Below are 25,519 nucleotides of genomic sequence, written 5' to 3' on the forward strand. Positions count from 1 at the left end.
AACCATTATGTCCATTGACTGGATTACCGTTTTGGCACAGCTCGCCAACTTTCTGGTGCTGGTGTGGCTGCTGAAACGCTTCCTGTACCGCCCCATTCTGGACGGTATTGACGCGCGCGAAGCTGAAATTACCAAAAGCATGGCCGCCGCCGGTGAAGCTCAGCAAAAAGCCCAAGCCGCACAAGTCGACTTCCAGCAGCAGAAAAAACAGCTGCAGTCTGACCAAGACGCCATGATTCAGAAAGCGCTGCGCGATACTGAAGACCAGCGCGACGGCTTGCTGGCCGAAGCCCGCGCCCGGTTGGAGCAGGAACAACAAGACTGGCGCAAGCACCTGGAACGGGAGCGCGAAAGATTCACCGCCAGGCTACAGCGGGCCGGACAGGAGACCCTGTTGGAACTCACCCGCAAGGCCCTTCGTGACCTGGCCGATGAAACCCTGGAACAGGCCATAGTGCGCCATGTGGGCAAGCGGCTGGAACCGTTGGTGAACGAATTGAAGAAGGCCGCAGCGGGAAGTACTCAGGCCACAGCAACCACCCGAGAGCCTTTGCCGGAAACCGCACAATCACAGCTAAAAACCGATCTCGAAAAACGGCTGCCAGCCATGGCACTGAGCTTTGAAACCGATACGGATCAGGCTCCCGGACTGATTCTGCGAATAGGCGGTGCCCAAGTGGCGTGGACGGTTGACAGTTATACCGACGAATTTCGTGCCCTGCTAAACGAGCGTCTGGCCACCGGCGCTTCAGGCCGGGCAAAAGCTGAGGCTGAATGATTCCCTATGAGCGATAGAGACAGCAGCAGCGACATCAACAACGTCAACACCAGCCAAGCGCAAAACCCTGCCAGCGCGCAGCCTAAGGCTCAGAGCCAGGATCAGGACCAGAATCAGGATTTCGAACAGCAGTTCCAGCGCTGGCAGCAAGACCTGCTGGCCACACCAACACCCGCACCGGTGCTGACCGAGGTGGGTCGCGTTATTGAGGTGGGCGATGGCGTAGCCATAGTGACCGGCCTGGCTCGCGCCCTGGCGGATGAGTTGCTGATATTTGCGTCAGGTGTGCGCGGTATAGTGCTGGACCTTGAGCCCGGCCGGCTGGGCGTTATTCTGCTGGGGCCATCGGAACACATCCGCCTTGGCGAAGACGTGCGGCGCACCTGTAAGGTGATCAGCGTGCCCGTTGGCCCCGCCCTGTTGGGCCGTGTTGTGGATGCCGTCGGCCTTCCCCGCGACGGCCTTGGGGCCATCGCGGCGGTCGCCGAGCACCCGGTGGAGGCCGAAGCACCGGGTGTATTAAGCCGCTCGGCCATCTTCAAGCCGCTGGCCACCGGCATCAAAGCCATAGACGCCGCCGTGCCGGTGGGCCTGGGCCAGCGCGAACTGATCATCGGTGATCGCCAAACCGGCAAGACCTCCATCGCTGTGGACACCATGCTCAACCAGATACGGTCCGACGTGATTTGTATCTACTGCGCCATCGGTCAGCGCGGCGACGCTGTGTCACGGGTTATCGGCGCGCTTAAAAAAGGCGACATGATGGCCCGCAGCATTGTGATATCGACAGGCGATGAGGAAACACCGGGCCTGGCCTACATCGCCCCCTACGCCGCTATGACCATGGCGGAGTATTTTTGCGATCAGGGCCGCGATGTATTGATTATATTTGATGATCTGACCCACCACGCCCGCTCCTATCGCGAATTGTCGTTATTGCTGCGCCGGCCACCGGGGCGTGAGGCGTTCCCGGGTGACATCTTCTACGTTCACGCCCGCCTGCTGGAACGGGCGGGCCAGTTTACCGAAGAGGTGGGCGGTGGCTCTATTACCGCTCTCCCAGTGGTAGAAACCCAGGCCGAGAACCTGTCTGCGTATATTCCCACCAACCTGATTTCCATCACCGATGGCCAGATTTATCTGTCGCCGCAGCTGGTGCAGAAAAACCAGTTTCCGGCGGTGCATCAGGGGCTGTCGGTGTCCCGTGTGGGCAGCAAGGCTCAGAGCCGGGCCCTGCGCAAGGTCGCCGGCAACCTGCGGGTTACCCTGTCGCAATTTGAAGAACTGGAAGACTTTGCCCGCTTTGGCACGCGGCTGGATGACGCGACCCGCGCCCGCCTGAAACGCGGTGCAGCGGTACGCAACTCTCTGCGCCAGGCCGAGCGCGACCCGATGCCGGCGGTTGAGCAACTTGCGGTACTGATTGCGGCTATGGAAGGCTTACTTGACGGCCTGGAAGAGCAGCCACTGGTAGATGCCATGCAGCACATCCGCGCGCTGGCCAAGAAGCAGTTACATGAGATTGAACAGCGCATAGCAGACGACAAAGAGTTACGGCCAGAAGACAGCGAGCGGGTGATCACTATGGTTCGCTCGGCCTTGGAAACTGATTCGGAGACTGATTTTCAGGCTGATTTGGAGGCAAGGAATGGCCCAATCTCTTGAAGCACTGGAGCGCCACAGCGACACGCTGACCAGCATTCGTGGCATTGTGCACACCATGAAAACTCTGTCTGCCATCAACGCCTCGCCCTACGAGCGCGCAGCCCGCTCCATAGAGGCCTACCACCAGACTATTTTGCAGGGCTTTGCGGCGTTTGCCTACCGTACCGGTGGGCTTAGCCTGCAACAGGACGCCAGCGCCGAACAGCTGATCGTGGTGTTTGGCACCGACCACGGCCTGTGCGGCAACTACAACGAAAGCCTGGCGCAGCTGGTGAAGCAGCACCAGAACGCCCAAAGCGCCGGCAAGCAGCGCCTACTGTGCATTGGCGCACAAATGCAGGATGCCCTCACCGATCAGGACTTGAAACCGGAAGCCACGTTACTACCGCCCGCCTCCGCCGATGGCATTGGCCGCTTGGCCGGCGACATTGTCACCCGCATTGACGCTCTCAGCCGTGGCCAGTCCCTGTTAGGCGTCGGCGTGACCCTGGCGTTCACCCAGCGCGGTGAACACGGCACCCGCGGACCGGTCACCCGGCGCCTGCTGCCACTGGAACCGGCGCTGTTACACAGCACCAAGCGCTGGAACTCCCGGGCGCTGCCGGATTACACCATGGCTGCCAACGCGCTGCTGTCGTCGCTGATTCGCAGCCACATCTTTGCCAGCGTATTTCGCGCCTCGGCCGAAGCCATGGTGACTGAAAACGCTGCGCGCCTGGCGCTGATGCAACAGGCCGAGCAGTCGGTGGATGAACGCATTGAAGTTGTAACGGGAGATTTGCGCTCTGTGCGGCAGACCGAAATTACCAACGAACTGATGGATGTGATTATTGGCTTTGAGGCACTGAAAAAAAAGCCGAAAAAACGAAGCCAGCCACCCATTACCTCATGACGCAACCTTTGCATTAAGAAAACGTCGAATCACCGGCAGCTGCTTAAGCATCGCTTTATCGACAATGCGCGGCAGTATCCCGTTAATCACCACAAACAATTTCTCGGGCCAGCCAAGGAACCGGCGGCGATCGCCATTTTCCATCGCTTTCAGAATGGCCGTTGCCACCGCCTGGGGCGTGTCAACGCGGTTACCAAGGGCACGATTCAGCTCGTTTACGGCTTCCGCATTCATGTCGGTGGCGGTGGCCCTGGGCGCTACGTACACCACCTGCACAGCGGTATCCGCCAGCTCACGGCGCAAAGCTTCGGTAAACCCCCGCAGGCCAAACTTGGTGGCGCAATAGGCGGTATAACCGGGAAAGCCTATGCTGCCAAAAGTCGACCCCACAAACACCAGCGCGCCGCTGCCGGCCTTTTCGAACCTGGGGGCAAAATGCCTGGCCACCAGCATGGCCGAGCGCAGGTTCACGTTAAGCTGGGCATCGAGCTCGTCAACCGACATCCTCGCCAGTCCGGCAAAGCGATTCTGGCCGGCGCAATGGATCACTCCGTCGATCTCCGGGTAGGCCTCCGTCAGGCGCGCCAACTGTTGGTCCAGATCGACGGCCGCCAGGTCCAGACACACCGGCGACACACCTTCCAGATGGCCAATACGTTCCGGGTGGCGGGAGGCTACGATGACACGGCTGCCTGCCCGAACCAGCGGCTCCACCAGCGCCTTGCCAATACCCCCGGTTCCTCCCAACAGCAGAAAAACCCGATCATGCAGCTTCATGCTGTTTCTCCTTGCGCGTGGCCGGCAGCGGAATGCTGTGCAACATATCGCCGTAGAGACGGTATACCACGCGTGCAGAATCAATAATGGCCTGCTGATCGGTAGGGTCGGTAATGCCGTCCATCAGATTTCGGAAAAACTCGAAGTGGTCCTGGTCGAGAGCGCCGTGGGAGTACAGATAACTGAACGCCTGATTCGGAAGCCCAAGGATTTTCTGAATTTGCTCGGCCAGCGGCGTGGCCAGCTCTACGGAGGTGCCCTCAAGCACTTGAACCATACCAAAGAACGCCGCCGGGTTGCCCCGGTTAATCTGGTCGTACAGGTACGCCACCATAAGCTCTATAGACACATCCGGCTTGCCCGTGCGAATCGCTTCCTTGTCGGCGTTGCAGGCGTCCAGATCATTCAGTATCCACTCATCGTGGCCGTACTCCTCGTCAATGTATTCAACCAGAGCCTTGCGAACGAACTCCATCCGCGAGGGCAGTTTTGCGCCACAAGCCATCATTAACGGCACCGTGTGCTTAACGTGGTGAAAGGCCTGGGTCAGAAACCAGGTATAGGACTCCAGGCTGAAACAGCCTTCGCCAATCGCTTTCACAACCGGCGCGCCGCTAACGTGGGCCCTTGCCTGTGCGGTTTCCTGCTGCAATCTGTCAAAAAATGCCATGTGGAATTCTCCTGCTTGGTTGGCTAACGATGTCGACATAGATAAAGGAAAGGCTTTTGCCAACAGGGTCGGCAGATGGGCCTGAATGGTTAACCGCACCGGGCGGCCATTTGCGGTGATGTGACCTTCGGACTGGCTCAGGGGCTGGCGGCGGATATACACCGTGGCCAGGCGGGCATAATCCGGAAGGCGTTGATTGAGTTGCCGCAATGTGCCGGCAAGGTGGTCTGGCGAGCGCCCGTCTGTCACCGTTATCAGTGCCATTGGCTGCGGCTCACCGTCGCCGAACACCACGGCCTGGCGAATGCCCAAGCCCTGAACAAGCTCACTTTCCAGCCACTCCGGGCTGATATTGCGGCCAAAGCTGGTAATCAGCAGATTCTTCGAGCGGCCATTAACCGACAGAAAACCGCTTGGGTTGAGCGCGCCCAGGTCGCCGGTATCCAGCCACTCGTCCTGCTCCGGCTCGTCATCCAGATAACCTAGATAGCCCAAATGGGTATTGCCGCGAACCAGAATGTGGCCGTCAGAATCCACCTTGATATCGATATGAGACAGGGGTTTACCCACGCTGCCCTCGCACTCGGCAGCCGGCACGTTCAACGCCACCACAGAGCTGCACTCTGACAAGCCATAACCTTCGTACAGTGGCAGGCCAGCAGCGCGGCCACGGGCCAGCAACTCGGCAGATACCCGGCCACCGCCAACGGCCATAAAGCGCAATGAGCGGCTGTTCAACTGCCCCTGTTCGGCGGCACTGACCAGCGCCATCGCCAGCTCCGGCACCGAAATCAGCGATTGGGGTTGGTGTTGATTGATTCCCGCAACCAGCTTGCCCAGGTTCAAGCCGCTGCTGCCTGTCATGCCCAACTGCGCCAATGGCACCACCATGACCGTAGCCCCCATAAGCAACGGCAGGTAAATGCCGGCAATATTCTCCAAAAGAGTTGCCAGCGGCAGAATGCATAAATGCGTTTGTAATTCGACGCCCGCCAGCCATTCTTTCAGGGCCAAAGTCGTTGCGGTCATCTGCGCCACCGACAGGCACACACCTTTGGGGGTGCCGGTACTGCCGGAAGTGAAGGTGATTTTCGCCGTGTCTTTAGGTATCGGCGGCGCTGCAACAACCGGCAGCGGTTGCAGCCAGACGCCGTGGCACAGGGGCTCGCTGCCGCCCACCTCTTCGCTGTGCAGCAGGCCGTCGAGGCCCGCCCGTTCAATCAGGTGAGCGGTCTGGGATTCAGAGAAGAACACAGGTACAGGCACGGAAACCGCGCCGGCCAACAGGCAGGCAAGATCGGCCAGTACCCAGGCAATGGTGTTGTCGCCGCACACACCGGCACGCTTTACACCCCGTGCGCTCAGCTGTTCGGCCACCACTTCTGCCGCCTGCATCATCTGCTGATAGCTGAACTCGGCCTCCGGCCCACGCAAGGCAATACGTGACGGGTGCGCCATTACCTGACGTTTGAGCAGTTCAGGCAAGGCGGCCATAAGCATCCTCCTGCTGCAAGCTGTCAGAACCGTCTGAGCTGTAAGAACCGTCTGAACCGATGTCTGATAACGCCGGCTGAATTCGCCGTAACATGCCCACCTGCTGCAAAGCAGCGAGGCTATCGGCCACTTTGATGGCCATCACCACGGGTTGATGATCGTAATAGCGGCCCCAACCGGCGCCACCATCGGGCAAACTCGCCGGGTTCGCATTGGCCAGCACCTGGGTGGCAATCCCCATTCGGTGAAAACTGTTACGCAGCTGATCGGTGCCGGTACACACCACCCAGTCATAACCCGCGCCCTGCAGCCACACTGTCAATGAGGCAAACAAGTGTCTGCTGACACCGGCTTCTACACCGGCCAGGTGGGCAATCTCTGCAATTTTGCTGCGCGCAATACCCGCCAACGGCATAACCGATTCGACCGGTACAGACAGGTAGTCTTCAAGAAATAAACGTTCCCGGGCCGCGCTCCGAACACCCACTGCGGCCAGCAGCGTGCCTTGAGCCGAGGTCAACGCCAGCAATAGCGGTATCCGCAACGAAGGTTCGGCCCCATAGGCCTGCAAAAACCGCCGCCGGATAAATTCTGCAACCGTAGCCGCCAGTACGGTATCGGGTGTAATCTCGCTCAACCAGCGCCCGGCGCAACGAAGGGCCGGAACCAGCTCCGGCGAATCCGGTGGGCAGTGTATGGACATTGTAAGTGGGTCGCTCATTCGCATTCTCCGACAGCTCCTGGGCAGGGTGCCCGACATCGTGATCCATCAGATTAACCAGCAAGCCTTAACCCAGCCTTAAGCTCTGGCACCAGAATTCTTAAACGGGCCTTAAGGTTTTGACGTTTTTTCCCAATACGGATTCCGCTTGATGCGCATACTACTGGTAGAAGACGACCACCTTTTGGGCAGCACCATGCTGGACATGCTGAGGGCAGACCAGCACACCGTAGACTGGCTGGACGATGGCCAGCAGGCGTTGAATGCCCTGGTGGATGAGCATTTTGACCTGGCCATACTGGATTTAACCCTGCCCAGGGTAGACGGCCTTGATATCGTTCGACATACCCGGCAACAGGGCAATCAGCTGCCCATTATCATTCTGACCGCCAGGGCTGAACTTGAGGAAAAACTGCAGGGCCTGGATGCAGGCGCAGACGATTACCTGACCAAACCCTTTGCCATGGCCGAGCTCAAGGCCCGAATTCGGGCCGTTACTCGCCGCAGATCAGCCACAAACCGGGACGAACTGATTGTGGGCCAGCTAACACTGGACCCGGCTTCGGCCCAGCTAACCTGCGGCAAAGACACCGCAACCCTGCCGCGCAGCGAGTTTCAAATTCTTCAATACATGATGCGTCACCCTGATCAGGTTGCCACCCGCAGGCGCTTGGAAGAGCAGCTCTATGGCTGGGAACCGGGCGCAGAGAGCAATGCCTTGGAAGTGCACATTCACCATCTGCGGCGTCGGGTAGGCAAGGCCACCATCAGAACGATCCGCGGCGTCGGGTATTTGCTGGACAGCCAGGCAGCCTCCGGAGTGCCGGAATGTCTCTGACTCGCACCCTCACGCTGTTGGTTACCTCAACGGTACTGTTGATTGCTCTGATCGCCGCCGCCTGGAGTTACGTTGAAAGCAATCACGAGCTGGAGGAGCTTTTTGATGCCGAACTGGCGCAAAGCACGCGCATTGTGCAGGGGCTGGTTCGCCACCTGGCAGACACCCGGTCGATGGAGCAGCTACCGCAAACCCTGCGCGAAACACTGACGCTGTCTATTGCTGAAGACCTTGACCCGGAAGCAGACGGTGACGAAATACTGCCCGGTGGTGCAGGGCACAAGTACGAGAAGAAACTGGCCTTTGAAGTCTGGACGCCCGACCGCGTGCCCCTGTTGGATACGCTCAACGCCGATGACGCCGGGGTTTTGGCCCCGGGCTACTCGTGGACCGAATCCCAGGGCTATCGCTGGCGGGTGTTCACACTGAAAGACGCGGCCACGGGCTTTTGGATCCGCACCGCCCAGCGCGAAGAAATTCGTGAGGAGCTGAGCCAGGAACTGGCCCTGGGTAACGTTCTGCCCTTACTCCTCGCGTTGCCGTTACTGCTGTTGGCTGCCAGCGCCGCCATTCGAATCGGTCTTCGCCCCCTGCTAAGGCTGGAGCGCCCTATCCGCAATATGGCGCCGGAACGGATTCACCCCCTTGATGACCGGCAGGCGCCGAAGGAAGTTTCAGGGCTGGTACAAGCTGTGAACAGTATGCTGAAGCGGCTAAACCAGGCTCTGGAACGGGAAAGACGCTTTTCAGCCGATGCCGCCCATGAACTGCGGACACCGTTGGCAGCCTTGCGACTGAATCTTGAAAAAGCCTGTGACAGCAATCCGCAGCAATTCAACACCCTGATCCAGTCTGTTGACCGAATGACTCATTTAGTAGAGCAGATGCTGTTACTGAACCGGGTCGACTCGGGGGCCGATTTTTCACCGCAGTACCATAATCTGTCTGAGATACTCGAGCAGAGTATTGCCGATGTGGCACCGCTGGCGCTAAAAAAGAATATTGAACCTGTATTACAGGACGATGCGGGCGAAGCCCTGGTGTGTTGCCATGACGCCCTGATCAACACGTTGATGCGATCCCTGCTGGCCAACGCGATTCAATACAGCCCGCAGCACACGGTGCTGGAAACCCGTCTGGTACCCTCCGCAGACGGCTATCACATCACCGTTTGCGATCAGGGCCCTGGCATTGCGACTGCGGACCGGGAACGGGCGCTTAGCCGTTTCGTGCGGCTTGACCAAAGGATTGGTGGCGGCGCGGGGTTGGGATTGGCCATTGCGCGGCGAATTGCGGAACTCCACGGCGGACAACTCATCCTGAACGCACGACCCGATGGCCAGTCCGGGCTCTGTGTCAGCCTTTGGCTGCCAGCGCGCACGGCGCTTTGCAATAGTACAGAATAGTACGGAATAGTTCGGCAACGGTAAGCAGCAGTGCTGAGCTGCAACGGTGAGCGTTAAGCGAAACCGGGCTTTAAGATTTCAACGCATTCAAGAGCGTTTCATCGTCCAGCGGCTGCCCCCAGCGATTGCTGTGCATCAGTTCGGTCAGGGGCAGGCGCGAACGCCAGCCTTTTGCCTGAAGCTCGGGCTGATCCAGAAACTCGCTGACGTAGCCAAGGCACAAATAAGCCAGCGGATACACGTTATCCGGCAGGTTCAGAATGCCTGCAAGTGTGGTTTGATCAACAATGCTCACCCAGCCTACACCGATGCCTTCTGCCCGCGCCGCCAGCCATAAGTTCTGTACCGCCAGGCACGTGCTAAACAAATCCATCTCTACAATGGAACTGCGCCCCAGTACATGGGTGCCGCCACGGCTGCGATCGCAGGTAATGCAGAGGTTTAAAGGGCTTTCGACAATGCCCTGCAACTTCAGGCTGCGATAGGTGTCCTGTCGCTCTCCACTATAATTGTCCGCGGCTTTGGCGTTTTCTTCGTGGTAGCTGGCCAACACCTTCTGGCGCACGTCCAGGCTGTCGATCAGAATAAAATCCCAGGGCTGCATAAACCCAACCGACGGCGCATGGTGCGCAGCTTTCAACAGCCGGGCCAGTACCGGCCGGGGGATGGGGTCTGGCAAAAACTGGGAACGGACGTCGCGGCGCTCGAAAATAGCCCGATACAGCCCGGCGCGTTCTTCTTCAGTGAAAGGCCGGTTGGGATCACTCATGGCTGCCTCGTCGGCCCAGGCGAAGTCGCCGCGGCATTCAGCCCCAGCAAGTCGCGCAGCCAGTCCGTATTCAGGTGTTGCTCCACCTGGTCCGCCAGCCATGAAACGGCAACTGAGCGCACTTGAGCAGCGCCGCAACGGCCATCAGAACCGCTGCAAACTGCGCCGCAGCCGGAATAGCATCGGCCCCTGCTGCAGCGGCAAGAATCTGGTCGATAAAGAGGGTGTTGTACTGGAAATACAGCAACGCAAACCCGAGCACGAGGCAAAGCTCCGCGAGTCTCGCAAAAATGAACTTTTTATGAGCCGCCAAGGCGGCCCTGGGCCTGTCCGGGAAGAACATCAGCAGCTGGTGAAGACTGATGCTGATCACAATCCAACTGGCGAGAAAAACCAGCAGGTGATTGGTTGTAACGATCAGAGAAACTGCTCCCAGTATGATCTGTAACCAGACTATAAAACGCCTCTGCCCCGGATCACCCGCAAGATACCTCATGGAGAACCGGGCCAGCGGCGCCAGATTCAGCCAGCTCGCGGACCCCGGCAAAAGCCAGCCGCTCATGGCACCTGCCAAGGCTGCGACAAAGGCAAGATTGCAAATCAAGGGGCTTTTAAGGAGGCTCCCAGGGGAGCTGTTAAGGGGTATTTTCATTGAGCTGGTGACCGGTCCAATAAAGTAGAGCAGCGGTACCAGAATCAAAAACAACGGCTCGATCATCTTAACATCGACCATTCATTGGGCCTTGGAATCGGATAGTAGTTAGATGGCTCTAGTATCAGAATCTTTTATCGTAAACAAAAATAGTTATTTACGATCCTTATGTTCTTCTAAAGAGAACGGTTAATCGCCTTTCATATCAGGACTTGAAACCAGAGGCCACGTTACTACCGCCCGCCTCCGCCGATGGCATTGGCTGCTTGGCCGGCGATATTGTCAGCCGCATTGACGCGGCCAGTCCCTGTTAGGCGTCGGCGTGACCCTGGCGTTCACCCTGCGCGGTGAACACGGCACCCGGAACCCGTCACCCGGCGTTTGCTGCCACTGGAACCGGCACTGTTACAAAGCACCAAGCGCTGGAACTCCCGGGCGCTGCCGGATTACACCGTGGCCGCCGACGCCCTGCTGTCGTCGCTGATTCGCAGCCACATCTTTGCCAGTGTATTTCGCGCCTCGGCCGAAGCCATGGTGACTGAAAACGCTGCGCGCCTGGCGCTGATGCAACAGGCCGAGCAGTCGGTGGATGAGCGTATTGACGTTGTAACGGGAGATTTGCGCTCGGTACGGCAGACCGAGATCACCAACGAATTGATGGACGTGATTATTGGTTTTGAGGCACTGAAGAAGAAACAACGCACTCTAAAAATAATGTAGCCAAAATTTACATTTTTTGACATTTCCCACGTGAATTTTTTGTTATGATCCGGTAAATAAAATTTATAGAGTTCATAGGAAAAAAAATGAATAAATGGATTGCAATTTCTTTCGCCACTGTAGCTATTTCTGGCTGTGCTACTTTTAATGGTGAACAGGCCGCCACCATGGACCGCGAGCAACATATCGCAGAACTGTCCCAAGAGATCGAAACGGTTGGATTCAACCGGGTTGAAATCCAGCCAGGCGTCGATGAATTTCTCAACTTGAGTGCCTCTTTGCTTGAACGTCAATATTCGGTCATGGGTGAATATCGAACCGTAACGGCCAACTATGTAGACGTTCAAGGTTTTATTGAAGCTAATAAGAAAGCCACGGATGAAGAATTAGCGGCAGCACTCATGGCATTTGACGCAGGAGCAACATCTGAGGAAGGCAAAATTGGCCCTAAAATCAAAGCCTACGAAGATGCTGTTGCTAACATCTCCGAGCAAAACGCAGGTCTTGGGCTAGAAGTCGCGGCGAACCTCCTCAAAGCTACCATTATCCTCAAGGACAACGCGCAAATAGTGGGAATTGCCACAGGTGTCAAAGCAGCCGGCAGCTTGTTCGGTGGCTCAGATAAGACAGCTGATAACGATTTGGGCCTCGCCCTTCTTCGTGCCAAAGATCAACTGTCTCTTGCTTACGATGCCAACAAAATCATTTCTCTTGAGCAAGAAACCATAGAGCAGATCAACGAATTTCAGGAAGAGCTTGAAAACAAGGCATGAAATTGATCTGCACTAGGGCGATGATTGTTTTCATCGCCCTTTTTTATATGTTCGCTCTTCCGGCACATGCGGCGCAGAAGCCTGCTTGGATTTTTGAGGCACCACAGTCGGGCCCCAGCTTGCAGTCAGTGGGCTCCGGCAACACCGTAGCCGAAGCTCGCCAAGTTGCTTTAGGCAACATCTTGCTGCAAGTCAGCCAGACTCTACAAGCCAATACCCGTTCAATCATCGAAAGCCATAATGGCGTTGCCAACACTCAGTTTCAGCAAAAGGCTCAGGGTAAGTCACTGAACCTGGATATCAGCCAGACGAAGATTGCCCGCCAATGGCGAGACCCGGACACTAGCGATGTTTACCTACAGATTGCCGTTGCCAAAACGGATCTTGTTCGAGCACTGGAAGACCGGTTAGCAAAGATGGCAGTGCTGCGGTTCCCAGACACATCCAGCCAAACCGATCAGCTGTTGTGGGCGTTAAAACACCTCGAGTCACTTGACCTTGGCCTGCGTTTGGATCGGGCATTGACCGCGCTCGGAGCAGGGCAGCCCGATACTCGGGCACACCTAGCCGGTAATCAGAAAAAAGCCATGTCGATCTGGCAGACCGCCGGCGTGCGAATTATCGCCAAGCAGTCCTTGGACTCTATATCAAACCTGATCCGCCAGCGCCTGCCCACATCCACGAATACGGCTCTTTGGCTGCAACTCAACCAACAAACGTATCACCGTTTGGCCAACGGACGAACAGAAATCAAGAAGGTGCTTTCCATAAACCTGAAGCAACCGCACTCTCCTTTCACCAGCTACTACCAGCGCGAAGTGGTGGCCCTTGCCGCAGGCCCGGACCGCAGTTCTGCCGCGTTGGCCGCCGAACAGGCGCTGGCCGACAAGCTTAACCAACCGCTAGCCAACTGGCTTTTTTAACAGGGATACCGTAATGAGAAAGTTTGCCCAAGTTACCGTTATTGGACTTACGGTCACTATGCTGACTGCCTGTCAAAGCGGCCCCGCCCGCCAGACCTCTGACACCATAGTCAGCAACCGTGCATCTAATGTCACAATTGCCCGCAGTGCATATAATTTCGAGGATGCGGACATCAAGGTACCGGCCTACTTCGACACCCAAGGCTTGCAGAAATGCAGCTTTGAACAGGCCAACGAAAATGACGGCTGCCCTCTGAAGAAGCCCATTGTGCGAATGTTTTTTGGCGGCACAGATGTCGGCGGCGAAGGCCAAGGCGTGGATGCACTGCGGGCTTACGATGACACGCAGTTACTGTTCATGTTGGAAAGTCAGTTTGCTGGCATCAACCGCTTCCGGATTGTTACCCGCGATGACGATGTTATCGCCGAGGAACAACAGATTTTTCTCGAACAGCAGGGCGCTCTCGCTACCGCTGAGCGCAATGACGGGCAGAGGGCTCTCAAGCCTGACTTCATTGTTAAATTGAACACCCTTAGAACCGTCAAAAGCGAGGGCAGCATTACCGGCTGGATGGACTACACTCTGGAAATAACCACCGCGATTTTGAATCCGTCCACCCGGGAACTGATGTCCTACCCAAACCTGGGCAAAATTCGGGTCAAGTCCGAGGATGTTCGCGAGCGCAGCGAACTGAAGTACGTCATGGTGAACAACCGCTACACTACGGGTTTCCGCTACCACGATGCCGCCCATGTCAACGCTGTTATCAATGACATGACATCACGGGGTGTTGATATCCTGCTGACTCGCATGCTCTCAGAAATGCCGGCCACCGCTCAGGTACAAGGCATCAAGGGCAACCAGATCAGCCTGGACCGCGGCCAAAACGCCGGTGTTCTACCCAATGAAACCATGATTATCTTTCAATACGAGGCCGGTTTTGTCGAGCCGATTGGCGTGGCTCACGTTAACCCGTCCCGCAACAGTGCCGCCGGCGAAATGATTCTCTGGAAAAAAAGCCGGGTGGCAAACGATGTTGAAGATCAGGCGGCCGATGGTATTTTCCGCCCGCGCAACGGCGCCAAAATCTTTGCCGTTTCGGTAGGCACACCGGCTGGCTTTTTGGAGTCCCGTACATGAGGCTAAAACGTGTCCTGTTACCGGCATTGTTGCTGGCCTGCAGCAATGCAATGGCCCTGCCCACATTTATGACCAGCGGCGACCTGTCTGTAGATGGTTGCGCCTATGGCCGGAGCACCATGGCAGTGGATGATGCCACAGCCAATGCCTTACAGGAACTTGCCAGTTTTCTGAGCTCTCCCAAGCTGTTTACCGAAAGCACCGCCAACGAAGAGTTGGACACGGCAACCTCCACCTGGCTGCAGGAACTCCGCGACATGTCTGTGGAAGGCCTGCAACTGCAACGGATGCCGGTGACAACTTCCAGCCCGAGAATTCAGGGCAATGACACCTGCGTCACCGTTACCTTAGTTCGAGGCACCTTGCCCGGCAACCAAAGTAACGGTGACAGCGGACGTTGGGAGTCTGGCACACCGGAAGTTACCGTTACGGTGACCGGTGAAGGCTGGCCTGACAAAAGCCGCAGCCTAACAGCACGCAACCAAGCAGAACTGGACGCCCTAAAACGGGCGGTATCGCAGGTTGTCGGAGTATGGCTAACGCAACAGCGGGCGCAATTTTCAACCATGGAAGAGCGAGCGTCTGGTAGCAGCAGCTCTATCGCCCTAAACGATATGATCTCCCAGCAGCTTTACACTCGCTCGGAAGGGCTGGTAAAAGAATGGAAAACGCTTAATTTCCGAGACCTTGAGAACGGTGGCATAGAAGTGACCATTCAGGCCGTGGTGGAAAAGCAACTTTTGGCTACTGCGGCCAACGACGTGCTCACCGCCATTGGCTCGCCCCGTGTTGCCGTAGTAGGTCCGCAAGCCGTAGCCGGCCCACTAAAAGCCTGGCTCAATACAAACGGCGTGGAAGTCAGTCAAAGCGCCAGTTTGCGCATTGTGGCGAATGCCCAACTAAAAGCCAGAGGCAACACCCGCCGTCTGGCTTTAACAGTCACCGTCGAAGATCTTTCCGGTCAGCAATACGGGCTTTGGCGCAACGATCCCAGCCTGCTGGCTTTGCCTGCTTCGGATACCGTTCAGACCGACTTGATTGACGTCCATTTAGCCTTGCCAGCGCAACAAAAAAGCCTGCGAGCAGAGCTTCAACAAGCCTTCCAGTCCATGGTGGCTCAAGGCGGCCTGCTACGGGAAATTCGTTTGCGAAAAGGTTTGCTGCGTGAGCCCGACAAACTTCAGGCCTTGCTGGCCACGCTCGGTGGTGCCCGCGATGTGGCCGTCAGTTCCAACGGCAATTATCATCAAGCCAGCCTTCGTTATGCCGGTGCCACTGGCGACCTTGTCAGTGCCATTCGTCAATCACTTCGACCTATTGCGGCCGAACCTCTGCCCCAAGCCAATATTTCTAATGGCTACGAAATTACATTTAATTAAGGAAAGATGAATGAAACGTTCCGTATTCGGACTAGCACTGTTTCTATCCCTGCCGGTTGCCGCACAGGATTTCGACCTTACTGACATGGCACCAGCCCGCCCCGGCGGCACGGTAGACACTGCGGGTGTCTCCAGCGAAGGTGACATGGTGCTGGCAGAAAGCGATCAGCAGGGTGTTGCAGTAGCACACCAGCAACTGATGGACAGTAACAGCGACGGGATCAAATTGATTCAGGTTGGCAGTGGCATCGGCATTTTGTCCACCGGTAGCACGAGCTACCAGACCTACGACAATCTGAACGCAACCCTGCTTTCGAAGCGTGGCGCTTACACCCAGGCAGCCTTAATTGCCAAAAAGCAGCTGATCGAGAACATAACGGGCCTGCAACAAACTTGTGAAAACGCTGCCCAATCTACTATTGATGTCATCGACACCGGCTCAGACAGCGTCGGCAACACCCAGACGTCGCTGCGGGAAAACTGTGCCGAAACGGTCAAGGGCGCACTTTCCGGCTACGTAACCTTCGATGTGTACGACAATACTGACGATAAGGAAGTTCGAGTCAGCCTGATCTCAACACCAAAAACACGGGCTCAAATTCGCAGCAACCGGGGCGCGGTATCAGTCACCTCTGACCCCAACGCAATCTTTAAAGAAGTTGTTGCAGACATCAACCGTGGCGTGCTGCCACCCGTCGGCGCCAAGGTATTAACCCACGCCGATTCCGGTGAAGTGGTTCTGATGGGCTACGGGTCAGCGATTATTCGCAATAACAGTAATAAGCAGATCGCCCGTAAACTTAAAGATGCCGCTAAGCGCCAATCACAAACTCGCGCCCGCTCCGCTCTGTTAGCCACCATGCAGGGCGAAGAAGTGTACTGGGAAGGCGGCTTTAACGAAAAACAAATAGAAGGTAGCCAGCAGTTCGAATACGTGGATCCCAGCCTGCAAGACCCGGCTGAAGTCAAAATATTGGACCAAGAACGTAACTCTTTCCTGAATCAAATGAAGATGTCTGATGTATATGGATCAGTGACCAAAGGCCAACTGCCACCGGGGGTATCTACGCGTAGCTTCGGCAGCAAAGATGGATATTGGATGTATACCGTTGCCGTGTACGCCCCTACTCTAGAAGCCACCGCTCGCGAAGCCGGCCGGGAGATGCAGGGTAAGGCAGCTGCTAAGCCCAGCGACACCGGCCGTAATATCAGTATTCACAACGGCCTCAATGAGAACTCCGCGAACCCTAGTGGTGCGTCAGGCCAGGTCTCTAACTCCGACTCACTGTGAAGCGCATCACTCTAGCTTGCGCTTTGGTGGGGCTGGGATGTATGTCCCAGCCTACCCTGGCCGGCATCGCTCTGAACCAGTTTGACACCCACTATTCCGAAGGGGAGGCCGCCGTTCGCCCCCAGCGGGATTTCCCAGATTCGTTGCTTCACCAAGCTTGCCGACGCGTATTAACCGGCCCGGCAAGGCTTGAAGTTCGTGACCGCCTGGCAGAAAAAATGCAGCTGACGCTGCCTGAAGATACAGGCTTTATTGTCGCCGACATTACAGACTATCGTTCTTGGATCAAGGACAAATGGCTGCATTGCACCGGTACCGTGACCGTCAAAGATTGGCCACAGAACCTGGCGGGTCTGGCCATTCGTGTGGCTTGGTACCATGCCGACCAGAATGAGCTGGAGCCTCTTCGCCCGCTGTTGAAACTGGCTCTGGAGCATTCCGCCACCACTGCCGATGCCGTGGCCTTGATCGCACACCTGGCACCAATGGAACAACAGCTGAATTACCTGGACGCCAACCTGAAGCCTGAACAGCTGACGATGCCTGCCTCAATAAAGGCCGTTGCTGAAATCTGGCTGCAACAGAAGCGCTGGGAGGAAATCATCCGCCTGACTGAACGCTGCGACACCCTCGCTTGTCGTCGGTTACAGCTCGACGCTAAAGAACAGAAGGAAATAGAAGATGCTGAAAAAGTGGATGATTTGTCTAGCTATTTTTAGCCTGAGCGGCACCGCCGTTGCCGATGATAGCGCAGAATTCGAAGCGTTTTTGCAGCAGCAGGATACAGAATTCGATATATTCCAAACTCAACGCCAACAGGAATTCGAGACTTTTGTAAAACGCTGGCAAGAAGCCGAACAGGCCTACCGCGAAAAAGTCGCCAGCCAATGGGATGACCCGGAACTGAGCGGCAAAACCCGGCTAGTGCAGTACTCGGACGACTTGAAGCAGCGCACCGTGGTGGATTATGAAGCAAATACCATCACTGTGGAATTGAATCAGGACCAGGCCGACACCGATATTCAGCAGGTAGTTGCGCAACAACTGAACCAACTGGGTAACGCCACTGTTGCTGAAACGGCCAGCCAAGACCCAGTGCTGATCAATGCCCGTGTTGCCATCGACTCTCGCAGCCAGAACCAGGTGCCTCACCGAAAGCTTGTGCCCGGGCTTGCCGGAACCGAACAACAAGCCCTGCGTAACGTGAAAATTACCCGCGACGGAGGCAAGGTAAAAGCAACGGTACAGATGACTGGCCGCAACACCCAGGAGAAGATTGAAGAAATCTTGCCCGTAGTGCAGCAAAACGCCAAGAAATGGGGTGTACCACCTGCGCTGATCCTCGCCATCGTACACACAGAGTCTAGCTTCAATCCTTTGGCGCGATCGCACATTCCCGCCTTTGGCCTGATGCAGATTGTCCCTGTTTCGGCTGGCAAAGATGTTTCCAAGGAACTCTATGGCAGCCAGCGGTTGCTCTCGCCAGATTACCTTTACGACCCCGAAAAAAATATACAAGCCGGCAGCGTTTACCTGTATTTGCTGTTGAACCGGTACTTCAAAAATGTGGTGCAGGGTGAAAGCCGCTTTTATATGGCGGTCTCTGCCTACAATACGGGCCCCGGCAACGTAGCCAGGGCCATGAGCAATACAACCCGACTGTCCGCCGCAAGCAACGCCGCAAATCAGTTAAGCCCAACCGAGGTTTACCAGCGCCTACAGCAGAACCTGCCAGCGCAAGAAACCCGAAACTATCTCACCAAAGTGACCAAGCGTTACGCCCAATATCAAACACACCTGGAGTCACAACCATGATGCTGAAAAAAAGCCTGCTGGCCCTGTCACTGGGCGCCCTGCTCAGCGCCTGTGCGTCTGCGCCTGAGTCAAGTGCCATCGATACTACCCGCGAAGTCACCGGCAACCCGCTGGACAACGCGCCATCTTGGGTGTTTTTACCAAAATCCGACAAAGGCCTGGCCGCATCTTCCTGCGTAGAATGGACCGGCAATATGTCTATTGACCGCCCCCACTCCATCGCCAATGCTCGCGCAGACCTGGCCCAGCAAATTAACATTAAAGCCAGCGTTCTGGACAAACTGTACAACCGCAAGCTTCAAACCGAAGGAAAGTCTGATGTGGGCTCTACCTTTGAACAGGTATCCAAACAAATCGCCAGCGAATCTCTGGCCAACTCCACGCCGGAAGAAATCTCGCTGGCCACGCTTGATGGCAAGAAGTACCTGTGCACACTGGTTGTTCTGAGCCAGAGCGAAAATACGTTTGATGACCTTGTTGAAGGTTCTGGCCGCCAACTGGACCCACAGTCCAAGGCCGCCCTGTATGAAGAATTCCGAGCGCAAAAGGCCATGAAAGATCTGGAAAAAGAGTTGGAATCGCTGTAACTACAGCCAGCAAGAATGCCTGATGGCGAAGGTGGGAACACCTTCGCCATCAGGCACGCGTTATTCATAACCCCAAAATGTCGCGCAACCAGTCTGTATCCAGATGTTGCTCCACCTGATCCGCCAGCCGGTCAAGCTGGGCCAGACGATGCTGCTGATAGTCAACCGCTACACCTGAGTGGTCCAACCCCGCCCATTGCAACAGGGCTTCACAAGCCCCGGGCTCATCAAAAATCCCGTGCACATAGGTGCCCGCTACCTGTCCGTCGGCACTGACAGCACCTTCATTGTGGCCGTTCATCTGACCCAGCGGGCGCGCCAGAGCTGCGCCTTCGCTCACGCCGTTGTGCATTTCGTAGCCGCTGAAAACGACCTCTGATTGTTCAGAATGCGGGTCTGGCATGGCGAGAGTTCCACGGACGTTTTTGAGCTGCTTGCCGGCCACCATAGTGGTGGTCATGGCCAGCAGGCCAAGGCATTCAGTTTTGCCACTGCTGCCTTCCAGCCCGTCGGGATCGTTCACGCGCTCACCCAGCATTTGAAAACCACCACAAATGCCAAACACTTTGCCGCCGTAACGCAGATGTTTTTGGATGGCCTGCGTCCAGCCCTGAGCGTGAAGAAAGGCCATATCGGTGCGGGTGCTTTTGCTGCCGGGCAGAATAATCAGATCAGCCGCAGGAATGGGTTGGTCCGGGCCGATGAACTGCAGATTCACCCCTGAATGCAGGCGCAGGGGGTCAAAATCGTTGTGGTTACTGATGCGCGGCAGCACTGGCACAATCACGTTCAACGCGCCGGCTTCGCTGGTACCGCTGGTGCCAATGCTGTCTTCGGAATCCACAATCAGGCCGTGAAGATAGGGCAGTACGCCGATCACCGGTTTGCCCGTGCGTTCGGTCAGCCAGTCCAAGCCCGGTTCCAGCAAGGCAATATCGCCGCGAAAGCGGTTGATGATAAAACCTTTTGTGCGGTTCTGTTCGCTGGCGGAAAGCAACTCCAGAGTGCCTACCAGCTGAGCAAACACACCACCCCGGTCGATATCGCCCACCAACAGCACCGGGCAATCTGCCGCTTCGGCAAAGCCCATATTGGCGATGTCGTTGGCGCGCAGGTTGATTTCAGCGGGGCTGCCGGCGCCTTCGGCGATGATCACATCATAGCGTTGGCTAAGCGCACGCCAGGCGGCCATCACCGCCACCATGGCCTCGGCTTTGTAGGCGTGATAATCCAGCGCGTCCATATTGCCGTGCACTTGGCCGCGCAGAATCACCTGGGCGCCGCAGTCGCTTTGTGGCTTCAGCAATACCGGGTTCATATCACTGTGGGGTTCAAGGCCGCACGCCAGCGCCTGCAGTGCGGTCGAACGGCCAATTTCACCGCCGTCTATGGTCACCGCGCTGTTCAGGGCCATATTCTGCGGCTTAAACGGCGCCACCGACACACCCTGGCGCGTCAACCAGCGGCATAAAGCCGCCACCACGGTGGTCTTACCGGCGTCAGAAGTGGTGCCCTGAATCATCAGTGTGACCATAATCTACAACTCAACGCCCTTTTGGGCTTTTATGCCCTGGTCTTTGAATGCGTGCTTCACCACGCCCATTTCAGTCACGGTGTCGGCCAAGTCAATCAGTTCCTGGGGCGCGTTGCGGCCGGTAACCACGACGTGCTGCATCTCAGGCCGGCCTTGAAGATCGTCCAGTACCCGATCCAGATCAATGTATTCGTACTTCAGCGCAATATTCAGTTCATCCAGCAAAATCATGTCGTAGCTTTCGTCTTTCAGCATGACCGCAACAATTTCCCAGGCAGCTGTGGCAGAGGCCACATCCTGTTCCCGGTTTTGAGTTTCCCAAGTGTAGCCCTGCCCCATCACGTGATAATCGACGTTAGGCAGATTGCGGAAAAAGGCTTCTTCGCCGGTGCTGAAGGCGCCTTTGATAAACTGCACCACACCCACTTTCATGCCGTGGCCCAGGGCGCGGGCAACCATGCCAAAGCCGGAGCTGCTTTTGCCTTTACCCGGGCCCGTCAGCACCAGCAAGACACCTTGCTCTTTCTGGGCGCGGGCAATGCGTTCGTGCATCATTTTCTGCTTGGCCGCCATACGGCGGGCGTGGCGTTCGGGGTCTTTAGCGCGTTCACGCATTTAATGGTTCCTTCTCAGTTAACGGATGAAAGGGCTGGCCCAGGCCAGATTCACTAACGGCAGCGTGAGCGCGTCAGGATCCCCGATGTCTGGCAGTCATCGTTCGCCGCACGCACGGACGGATACGCCGCGGTGCCGCCCTTACGGGCAGAACCGAAAGCTTCCCGCTGTTGCGGATCCAACTGACCTGCCACCCAGTCCATCAACGGATGGTCAGGACGGGTGTGGCCGCTTCCGAGCAGGCCATGGTTGATAATATTGTTGGCGAAATCACTTAATAGCGGTTTCAGGGTGAAGATATCCACCTTCCAGAACCCACGTTTGGCTGCTAGCAGAGCGATCGCCTGCATATGCGTCTTGACGTGGACATTGTGACCCTCACCCAGAAAGTCATCCAGGCCAAGCCCGTGGCGATCCTGAAAATACACGTCATTAACCTCATCCCAAACGCTTGAGCGAATCACCTGCGGGCTGGTTATCTGCCAGCCCCAGAGGTTATCCAGAAAATCGCTGCCCATGGTGCGGGCACCGGCATAACCATGCTCCATTAACGGTGCCAGCCACTGCGGATTCAAATTGCGGGCGCGAAGTTCAACCTGCAACGCGCGCTGAAGTGAATCGACACGCGGGTTCTTTGGATCCTCATACTGCAAAACCCGATTTTCCGGCGGTTCACCCCGCAGATGTTCCACTGCATTGGAGAGGCCGCCTTGAAAGTCGAACCCGTCGTCGTTATCAAGCAGGCCGTACAAATGGCTTGACCGGCCCAGATAGGTTTTGTCTACGGTAGGCTGCCTGTGTACCGGCGGCGCGCCCCGACTGCCCGGCCGCCAGCAGAACCCGGACATCGGCAACCCAGCGCGCGGCCACGCCATTGGTTGCAAGCGATTCAATGCCGCGCTCACGCAGGGCCACCGGCAATACCGACAGTGCCTGATCAAGGGCAGGCGCCAAATCCGGGTGGTCGTTAACGATCGTTTTTGCGGCGCCCGCCAGCGCGTAACGAGAGGCAAGGTCCAGCCATTCCAACTTGCTACCGTAAAGATCCCGGAAAAGTCCGGACGTGGTAAAAACCACATTGCGCCGCACCGGGTTATCGGTGCCCGGCCCGGCCGGCAGCCGCTCCAGGCCGTTAACAATACCCCGACTGTTCCAAACCGGCCGGATACCCATAAGTTTCAGACCGAAAGCGATCATCACGCCTTCGTCGCGCACCGTATCTGAAGCCCAGAGAACCAACGCATCACTTTCATCACGCTGTCGGGTACCGGTTTTTTCTGCCTTTGCGACCAGTTCCTCAGCCAGCGACCACGCAACTCGTGTTGGAATCAGGTCGTCCGACAAGGCATGGAAATTTCGCCCGGTGGGCAGAACCTCGGGGGTTCGTAACGGATCATTGCCTTGCCCTGGTGCCACAAAACGACCATTGAGCGCATTCAGCCAGCTCTTGCGTTCCGCCGCCGGCGAACCGGCCAGCTTCTGTCGCCAATCCGGGTTTGGTTTACCGGAGTCGCCTGCCATTGAGGTCAGCATGGTATCCAACATCTCAGGGGTCCAGTCCTGACCAAACACGTGCAGGCCCAGGGGCATGTAATGCTCTTGTATGCTGGTCACATAATGCCCGGCTTCGTGAACCAGCAATTCCGGCGACAACTCATCGACCGAGACCTCGTCGGCCGCAAGACCCATTTCACTGGCAATTTCATGTTCGATATCTTCGGCGATATCCAGTTCGGCAATTTTTTCCCGAAGCAACGCCAGCGCTCGCTCCCGGGTGGGGCTGTCGGGTTCGGTGGCAGACTGCCAGGTCTCCACTAACTGCCTTACTTCAAGCAAATTGTCGTACAGTTCGGTGGCCGCCAGAGGCGGCGTCAAATGGCTGATCATCACGCCCAGTGCCCGGCGCTTAGCCTGTATGCCCTCGCCAACGCCGTCCACAATGTAGGGGTAGATCAGCGGCAAGTCGCCACCCAGAAGATCCGGATAATCGTCCTCGGTCAGGCCCGCACGCCGCCGTGGCAGAAACTCACGGGTGGAATGCCGCCCCACATACACCAGCGCATCGGCCTTATAGTGATCCCTCAGCCAATGATAGAAACCCACGTATTGATGCGTTGGCGGAAAGGTGGTGTTGGCGTGAAGCAGCTCTTCATTCACCTCCCAGCCTCTTGGCGGCTGTGGCCCAATAAAGATGTTCCCGAACCGCAGACCGGGGAAAATCAGGCGATCATTCACCACCATCGACCGCCCTGGCGCCTCACCCCAACCCTTCAATCCTGGAAGGTCAGTATCGGTTAGTGCCACTCGCAGAGCATTCAGCTCGTTCTTATGGCCGCCTTCTTTCAGCCGGCGGATCCATAATGTTTCGTAGTCATCAAGACGGGCCAGGGCTGTGGGTCGATTGGGATGCTTCACATTTTCGATCAAATGCCGAAGGTCCCTCACGCCCCGGTCCAAAATACCCAAGGCCAGGCCCTGTTCAGCAAGTTGATGGGCCTGTTCGAGACGTTCATGAAGATACCCGGTAGGACCATGAACCATTTCCTGCTGCACGACGCCGGGCAGAGACTGCAGATAACCCCGGTAAGTCTCCGCGCTCATTGATGGTACCTCACCGGCCATTTCCTGCAGCGCGCGCGGGTCATCCGGCAAGCTGACGCCACGCTGCTGAATCAGGTCGAGTAAGGCTTCCGGGCTGTCCGGCAGGGTGCCGGTGTTGTAACCCTCAGCTTGCAACCAGGTCAGCATTTCAAACAGTGAGGCCGGCACGTCCAGATTATCCGCCCCCACATTCTGGCGCCCCGGGGGATGGTTGTAGTAAAGAATCGCCACCCGCTTGTCAGCGTTCGCTTTGGTTTGCAGCACCTGCCAGCGCTTAAGGCGGTCAGCCAGCGCTTGCACGCGGTTTAGCACCGGTTGTGTCAGCGTGAGTGCCACACCTGTTCGCGAATCAATCACTTCTGGTTCCGCCGTTGCCAGCACCATAGGCTGGCTGACGCCCTGAAGTTCCGGCATTGCCAGCTTATAATGCACTTTGTCGGCGGGAATCCCGTCAACGGATAACTGCCACTGATTGCGGGTTCGTGAAGCCAGCCTGAGCCCTTTGATCACCGGGACGTTGAGGCGAATGAGCTCCTGCGTTACCTGCAGACGGCCCTCGCCACCACCGATGGTAAAATCCTGCAGGCTGACAATGCCCGCCAGCGTCGCCGGCTGAATCGTCGCTTCCAGGGCGCTTAGGGCATCAAGGCTGGCACCGCCCCAGCGGGAGAGAATAGCGAAGCACTGCAGGTCTCGGGCTTTCAGGGCTGCACACATATCGTTCAGCAAATCCCGGTCGCCGGGCCGATCACCGCTATCAAGATCGAGAATCGCCACCACAGGGCCGTCTGCCAGCTCTAATCGGGAAGCGTCGGCGTTGGCTTCACCGTTCTGATAATAGCGGATGCTGGCACGGGGTTCGGGCTTTTCATAATCCATATCATGACCCGCGCGGGCCAATAGCCAACGCATCAGACCATCAAGGTACTGTGGCGTTCTGCCCTGATAGAAGGCCCTGCCCTCCAGCCAGGCGGCCTGGTCCGGAAATGCCGCCTGCCGGTCTGCCAAGTCATCACTGGCGTCAACACCCGCCGCTGGAGCAGCCACCAGCATTCTGAGCCCGGCATCGTCCAGCGACGCCAATGGCTGGCGACCATTAATCTGCGATAACCGGGAGATACGCCAATCACTGTTGATACCCAACACGGGCATCTGCCTTGCGGCGTCATCCGCAATTACTTGCTCTATTAGCGTTGCAAGACGGTTAACCTGGTCGCCAAATACCGCCGCCAACACCAGTGCATCTGCGCTCTCAAGCAGTTCAAGCACGTGTTCATCGCTCTGGACGGCAAGCTGTGCCGGGGTTCGTAACACCACTTGATGACCAGGGTTTCGATCCAGAAAGCGATGGGCGCCTGCGGCCATTTCCGCAGCTGAACGCTCCGAAACAATACCCATAACAGTGGCAGCCACCAGCGGCGGAGCCCAAATTGACATCGTCAGGGCGATCAAAAGGGTCTTCAAATATCGCATCAGCA

Annotated in this window: 23 protein-coding genes; 14 read left to right on the plus strand and 9 right to left on the minus strand. The window is 56.9% G+C overall.

Going from position 1 to position 25,519, the window contains the following annotated elements:
• Positions 1-7: 7 nt before the first annotated feature.
• From ATG98_RS06170 to ATG98_RS06180, 3 genes are read left to right on the plus strand one after another with little or no spacing between them, the layout of a single operon-like run.
• On the plus strand, positions 8-778 hold the full coding sequence (locus ATG98_RS06170) for a F0F1 ATP synthase subunit delta (protein WP_098422417.1): 771 nt from the start codon (positions 8-10) through the stop codon (positions 776-778).
• 6 nt (positions 779-784) lie between these two features.
• Entirely contained in the window at positions 785-2,443 is a 1,659-nt protein-coding gene (locus tag ATG98_RS06175; RefSeq protein WP_098420010.1) for a F0F1 ATP synthase subunit alpha, read from the plus strand.
• Positions 2,427-3,335, plus strand: a complete 909-nt coding sequence (locus ATG98_RS06180; protein ID WP_098420011.1) for a F0F1 ATP synthase subunit gamma — start codon at positions 2,427-2,429, stop codon at positions 3,333-3,335. Before ATG98_RS06175 ends, ATG98_RS06180 begins: the two co-directional genes overlap by 17 nt.
• On the opposite strand, the gene ATG98_RS06185 is transcribed toward ATG98_RS06180, so the two are convergent.
• Genes ATG98_RS06185 through ATG98_RS06195 form a run of 3 tightly spaced genes read right to left on the minus strand, consistent with a single transcriptional unit; the run spans position 3,330 to position 6,997 of the window.
• Positions 3,330-4,112 (minus strand): SDR family oxidoreductase, encoded by a 783-nt coding sequence (locus ATG98_RS06185; protein ID WP_098422418.1) that lies wholly within the window; start codon positions 4,110-4,112, stop codon positions 3,330-3,332. The genes ATG98_RS06180 and ATG98_RS06185 overlap by 6 nt on opposite strands.
• Positions 4,099-6,276 carry an AMP-binding protein gene (locus ATG98_RS06190; protein ID WP_098422419.1) on the minus strand — a complete coding sequence of 726 codons (2,178 nt, stop codon included), beginning with the start codon at positions 6,274-6,276 and terminating at the stop codon, positions 4,099-4,101. Before ATG98_RS06190 ends, ATG98_RS06185 begins: the two co-directional genes overlap by 14 nt.
• Complete coding sequence (locus ATG98_RS06195; RefSeq protein WP_228706026.1) at positions 6,260-6,997, minus strand: thermostable hemolysin; 738 nt, start codon at positions 6,995-6,997, stop codon at positions 6,260-6,262. The genes ATG98_RS06190 and ATG98_RS06195 overlap by 17 nt, the downstream gene beginning before the upstream one ends.
• A 151-nt stretch (positions 6,998-7,148) precedes the next feature.
• Between ATG98_RS06195 and ATG98_RS06200 the strand changes: the two genes are divergently transcribed.
• Positions 7,149-7,835: a response regulator transcription factor gene (locus tag ATG98_RS06200; RefSeq protein ID WP_098420015.1), complete on the plus strand. Its 687-nt coding sequence runs from the start codon at positions 7,149-7,151 to the stop codon at positions 7,833-7,835.
• Positions 7,826-9,241 (plus strand): ATP-binding protein, encoded by a 1,416-nt coding sequence (locus tag ATG98_RS06205; RefSeq protein WP_098422420.1) that lies wholly within the window; start codon positions 7,826-7,828, stop codon positions 9,239-9,241. The genes ATG98_RS06200 and ATG98_RS06205 overlap by 10 nt, the downstream gene beginning before the upstream one ends.
• Positions 9,242-9,311: 70 nt before the next feature.
• Here the strand turns inward: ATG98_RS06205 and bluB are convergent, their stop codons facing one another.
• Together bluB and ATG98_RS06215 are read right to left on the minus strand one after the other, a co-directional pair.
• Positions 9,312-10,112 (minus strand): 5,6-dimethylbenzimidazole synthase, encoded by an 801-nt coding sequence (gene bluB, locus ATG98_RS06210; RefSeq protein ID WP_228706027.1) that lies wholly within the window; start codon positions 10,110-10,112, stop codon positions 9,312-9,314.
• Positions 10,081-10,728: a proton-conducting transporter membrane subunit gene (locus ATG98_RS06215; protein WP_228706028.1), complete on the minus strand. Its 648-nt coding sequence runs from the start codon at positions 10,726-10,728 to the stop codon at positions 10,081-10,083. Before ATG98_RS06215 ends, bluB begins: the two co-directional genes overlap by 32 nt.
• A gap of 315 nt (positions 10,729-11,043) precedes the next feature.
• On the opposite strand from ATG98_RS06215, the gene ATG98_RS22245 reads away from it, so the two are divergent.
• The 9 genes from ATG98_RS22245 (at position 11,044) to ATG98_RS06260 (ending at position 19,291) form a co-directional block, all read left to right on the plus strand.
• Positions 11,044-11,382, plus strand: a complete 339-nt coding sequence (locus ATG98_RS22245; RefSeq protein ID WP_228706029.1) for a F0F1 ATP synthase subunit gamma — start codon at positions 11,044-11,046, stop codon at positions 11,380-11,382.
• 86 nt (positions 11,383-11,468) lie between these two features.
• Positions 11,469-12,155, plus strand: a complete 687-nt coding sequence (locus ATG98_RS06225; RefSeq protein ID WP_098422422.1) for a hypothetical protein — start codon at positions 11,469-11,471, stop codon at positions 12,153-12,155.
• Positions 12,152-13,078, plus strand: coding sequence for a hypothetical protein (locus ATG98_RS06230; protein WP_098422423.1), 927 nt, complete (start codon positions 12,152-12,154; stop codon positions 13,076-13,078). Before ATG98_RS06225 ends, ATG98_RS06230 begins: the two co-directional genes overlap by 4 nt.
• A gap of 13 nt (positions 13,079-13,091) precedes the next feature.
• Positions 13,092-14,219: a hypothetical protein gene (locus ATG98_RS06235; RefSeq protein WP_179888065.1), complete on the plus strand. Its 1,128-nt coding sequence runs from the start codon at positions 13,092-13,094 to the stop codon at positions 14,217-14,219.
• On the plus strand, positions 14,216-15,598 hold the full coding sequence (locus ATG98_RS06240; RefSeq protein WP_098422424.1) for a hypothetical protein: 1,383 nt from the start codon (positions 14,216-14,218) through the stop codon (positions 15,596-15,598). Before ATG98_RS06235 ends, ATG98_RS06240 begins: the two co-directional genes overlap by 4 nt.
• Positions 15,599-15,608: 10 nt before the next feature.
• Positions 15,609-16,889 (plus strand): hypothetical protein, encoded by a 1,281-nt coding sequence (locus ATG98_RS06245; RefSeq protein ID WP_098422425.1) that lies wholly within the window; start codon positions 15,609-15,611, stop codon positions 16,887-16,889.
• 41 nt (positions 16,890-16,930) lie between these two features.
• Positions 16,931-17,608: a hypothetical protein gene (locus ATG98_RS06250; protein ID WP_098420024.1), complete on the plus strand. Its 678-nt coding sequence runs from the start codon at positions 16,931-16,933 to the stop codon at positions 17,606-17,608.
• Positions 17,571-18,704: a transglycosylase SLT domain-containing protein gene (locus ATG98_RS06255; protein ID WP_098420025.1), complete on the plus strand. Its 1,134-nt coding sequence runs from the start codon at positions 17,571-17,573 to the stop codon at positions 18,702-18,704. The genes ATG98_RS06250 and ATG98_RS06255 overlap by 38 nt, the downstream gene beginning before the upstream one ends.
• Positions 18,701-19,291, plus strand: coding sequence for a hypothetical protein (locus ATG98_RS06260; protein WP_098420026.1), 591 nt, complete (start codon positions 18,701-18,703; stop codon positions 19,289-19,291). The genes ATG98_RS06255 and ATG98_RS06260 overlap by 4 nt, the downstream gene beginning before the upstream one ends.
• Before the next feature lie 64 nt (positions 19,292-19,355).
• On the opposite strand, the gene ATG98_RS06265 is transcribed toward ATG98_RS06260, so the two are convergent.
• The 4 genes from ATG98_RS06265 to ATG98_RS06275 are packed head-to-tail and all read right to left on the minus strand — an operon-like array spanning position 19,356 to position 25,514.
• On the minus strand, positions 19,356-20,825 hold the full coding sequence (locus ATG98_RS06265) for a cobyric acid synthase (RefSeq protein ID WP_098422426.1): 1,470 nt from the start codon (positions 20,823-20,825) through the stop codon (positions 19,356-19,358).
• Positions 20,826-20,828: 3 nt separating this feature from the next.
• Positions 20,829-21,440 carry a cob(I)yrinic acid a,c-diamide adenosyltransferase gene (cobO, locus tag ATG98_RS06270; protein ID WP_098422427.1) on the minus strand — a complete coding sequence of 204 codons (612 nt, stop codon included), beginning with the start codon at positions 21,438-21,440 and terminating at the stop codon, positions 20,829-20,831.
• Between the two features lie 53 nt (positions 21,441-21,493).
• A complete protein-coding gene (locus tag ATG98_RS22250) occupies positions 21,494-22,192 on the minus strand; it encodes a cobaltochelatase subunit CobN (RefSeq protein ID WP_267283828.1) in 699 nt (232 codons plus the stop codon).
• Positions 22,176-25,514: a cobaltochelatase subunit CobN gene (locus ATG98_RS06275; RefSeq protein ID WP_228706031.1), complete on the minus strand. Its 3,339-nt coding sequence runs from the start codon at positions 25,512-25,514 to the stop codon at positions 22,176-22,178. Before ATG98_RS06275 ends, ATG98_RS22250 begins: the two co-directional genes overlap by 17 nt.
• Positions 25,515-25,519 lie beyond the last annotated feature (5 nt).

The sequence above is a fragment of the Marinobacter sp. LV10R520-4 genome (genome assembly GCF_002563815.1).
Taxonomy (GTDB): domain Bacteria; phylum Pseudomonadota; class Gammaproteobacteria; order Pseudomonadales; family Oleiphilaceae; genus Marinobacter.

What these genes read in the sequence shown, in the direction of transcription:
- ATG98_RS06170 (WP_098422417.1), top strand. Translation starts at nt 8, where the DNA reads ATGTCCATTGACTGGATTACCGTTTTGGCACAGCTCGCCAACTTTCTG.
- ATG98_RS06175 (WP_098420010.1), top strand. Translation starts at nt 785, where the DNA reads ATGAGCGATAGAGACAGCAGCAGCGACATCAACAACGTCAACACCAGC.
- ATG98_RS06180 (WP_098420011.1), top strand. Translation starts at nt 2,427, where the DNA reads ATGGCCCAATCTCTTGAAGCACTGGAGCGCCACAGCGACACGCTGACC.
- ATG98_RS06185 (WP_098422418.1), bottom strand. Translation starts at nt 4,112, where the DNA reads ATGAAGCTGCATGATCGGGTTTTTCTGCTGTTGGGAGGAACCGGGGGT.
- ATG98_RS06190 (WP_098422419.1), bottom strand. Translation starts at nt 6,276, where the DNA reads ATGGCCGCCTTGCCTGAACTGCTCAAACGTCAGGTAATGGCGCACCCG.
- ATG98_RS06195 (WP_228706026.1), bottom strand. Translation starts at nt 6,997, where the DNA reads ATGAGCGACCCACTTACAATGTCCATACACTGCCCACCGGATTCGCCG.
- ATG98_RS06200 (WP_098420015.1), top strand. Translation starts at nt 7,149, where the DNA reads ATGCGCATACTACTGGTAGAAGACGACCACCTTTTGGGCAGCACCATG.
- ATG98_RS06205 (WP_098422420.1), top strand. Translation starts at nt 7,826, where the DNA reads ATGTCTCTGACTCGCACCCTCACGCTGTTGGTTACCTCAACGGTACTG.
- bluB (WP_228706027.1), bottom strand. Translation starts at nt 10,112, where the DNA reads ATGGCTGGCGGACCAGGTGGAGCAACACCTGAATACGGACTGGCTGCG.
- ATG98_RS06215 (WP_228706028.1), bottom strand. Translation starts at nt 10,728, where the DNA reads ATGATCGAGCCGTTGTTTTTGATTCTGGTACCGCTGCTCTACTTTATT.
- ATG98_RS06225 (WP_098422422.1), top strand. Translation starts at nt 11,469, where the DNA reads ATGAATAAATGGATTGCAATTTCTTTCGCCACTGTAGCTATTTCTGGC.
- ATG98_RS06230 (WP_098422423.1), top strand. Translation starts at nt 12,152, where the DNA reads ATGAAATTGATCTGCACTAGGGCGATGATTGTTTTCATCGCCCTTTTT.
- ATG98_RS06235 (WP_179888065.1), top strand. Translation starts at nt 13,092, where the DNA reads ATGAGAAAGTTTGCCCAAGTTACCGTTATTGGACTTACGGTCACTATG.
- ATG98_RS06240 (WP_098422424.1), top strand. Translation starts at nt 14,216, where the DNA reads ATGAGGCTAAAACGTGTCCTGTTACCGGCATTGTTGCTGGCCTGCAGC.
- ATG98_RS06245 (WP_098422425.1), top strand. Translation starts at nt 15,609, where the DNA reads ATGAAACGTTCCGTATTCGGACTAGCACTGTTTCTATCCCTGCCGGTT.
- ATG98_RS06250 (WP_098420024.1), top strand. Translation starts at nt 16,931, where the DNA reads ATGTCCCAGCCTACCCTGGCCGGCATCGCTCTGAACCAGTTTGACACC.
- ATG98_RS06255 (WP_098420025.1), top strand. Translation starts at nt 17,571, where the DNA reads ATGCTGAAAAAGTGGATGATTTGTCTAGCTATTTTTAGCCTGAGCGGC.
- ATG98_RS06260 (WP_098420026.1), top strand. Translation starts at nt 18,701, where the DNA reads ATGATGCTGAAAAAAAGCCTGCTGGCCCTGTCACTGGGCGCCCTGCTC.
- ATG98_RS06265 (WP_098422426.1), bottom strand. Translation starts at nt 20,825, where the DNA reads ATGGTCACACTGATGATTCAGGGCACCACTTCTGACGCCGGTAAGACC.
- cobO (WP_098422427.1), bottom strand. Translation starts at nt 21,440, where the DNA reads ATGCGTGAACGCGCTAAAGACCCCGAACGCCACGCCCGCCGTATGGCG.
- ATG98_RS06275 (WP_228706031.1), bottom strand. Translation starts at nt 25,514, where the DNA reads ATGCGATATTTGAAGACCCTTTTGATCGCCCTGACGATGTCAATTTGG.